The following is a 732-nucleotide window of genomic DNA, read 5'->3' on the forward strand; positions in this document are numbered from 1 at the left end:
TGGGCTCTCTCCTGCCGATCGCTGCGCTCAACACTAAGGTCTACTGAGCGGGACTATGTCGCCATTGATCAGCTAAATGGTTTGGCCGGGCTGGTGGCACGCTTCGAGCCAATCCTGCCCTCCAACTAATCTCATCCCGTAATGTTGACCTTGCCAACCAAGATGGCGCCACTTTCCGTAGTCATCGTTTTTGCCGAAACCTCGCCTTTGACGTTTGATGTGGCGGCGACGCTCAAGTCGTTGCATTTGAGTGTCCCTTTGTAGTTGCCTTCCAAAGAAACAGAGGTAGCGGTTATGGCTCCGTCAATATCTCCGCTCTTGTGGAGAACGACCGACGCGGCTGCGACATTACCCAGCACCTTGCCTTTGACATCAACAGTACCTTCGTTGGATTTGATGTCGCCTTCCAAAGTAAGGTCTTCTTCAATGACAGATGCCATAGTAGCGGGTTCCTTCCCGAATGTGCATGTGACAGCGCAGATCGCCGGTCACCCTAAACACAACAATGAATATTGCGCCACCAGCTTTCACCTTGGCACTTTTGAGATCGCCGAGCGTCCCATCTGGGCCACGTCTCGGTCATCTCAGTCATTCTATCAGATGACTGCTAAGCAGCTTTCAGGGGTCACTAATGGCTGCCCTGTGCCGCGGGCACGTCCACTTTCGCACTTGAGCGACCGCTTACGCGAGAACCAGACCTTGGCCTGAACAACGCCTACGTCCGAGTCGCGG

1 protein-coding gene is annotated in these 732 nt (G+C 54.1%); it reads right to left on the bottom strand.

What is annotated here, in order from left to right:
• Positions 1-131: 131 nt before the first annotated feature.
• Entirely contained in the window at positions 132-440 is a 309-nt protein-coding gene (locus GV827_RS23220) for a bactofilin family protein (protein ID WP_164356711.1), read from the bottom strand.
• Positions 441-732: the final 292 nt, after the last annotated feature.

The sequence above is a fragment of the Sulfitobacter sediminilitoris genome, from assembly GCF_010667575.1.
Taxonomy (GTDB): Bacteria; Pseudomonadota; Alphaproteobacteria; order Rhodobacterales; family Rhodobacteraceae; genus Sulfitobacter; species Sulfitobacter sediminilitoris.

What these genes read in the sequence shown, in the direction of transcription:
- GV827_RS23220 (WP_164356711.1), bottom strand. Translation starts at nt 440, where the DNA reads ATGGCATCTGTCATTGAAGAAGACCTTACTTTGGAAGGCGACATCAAA.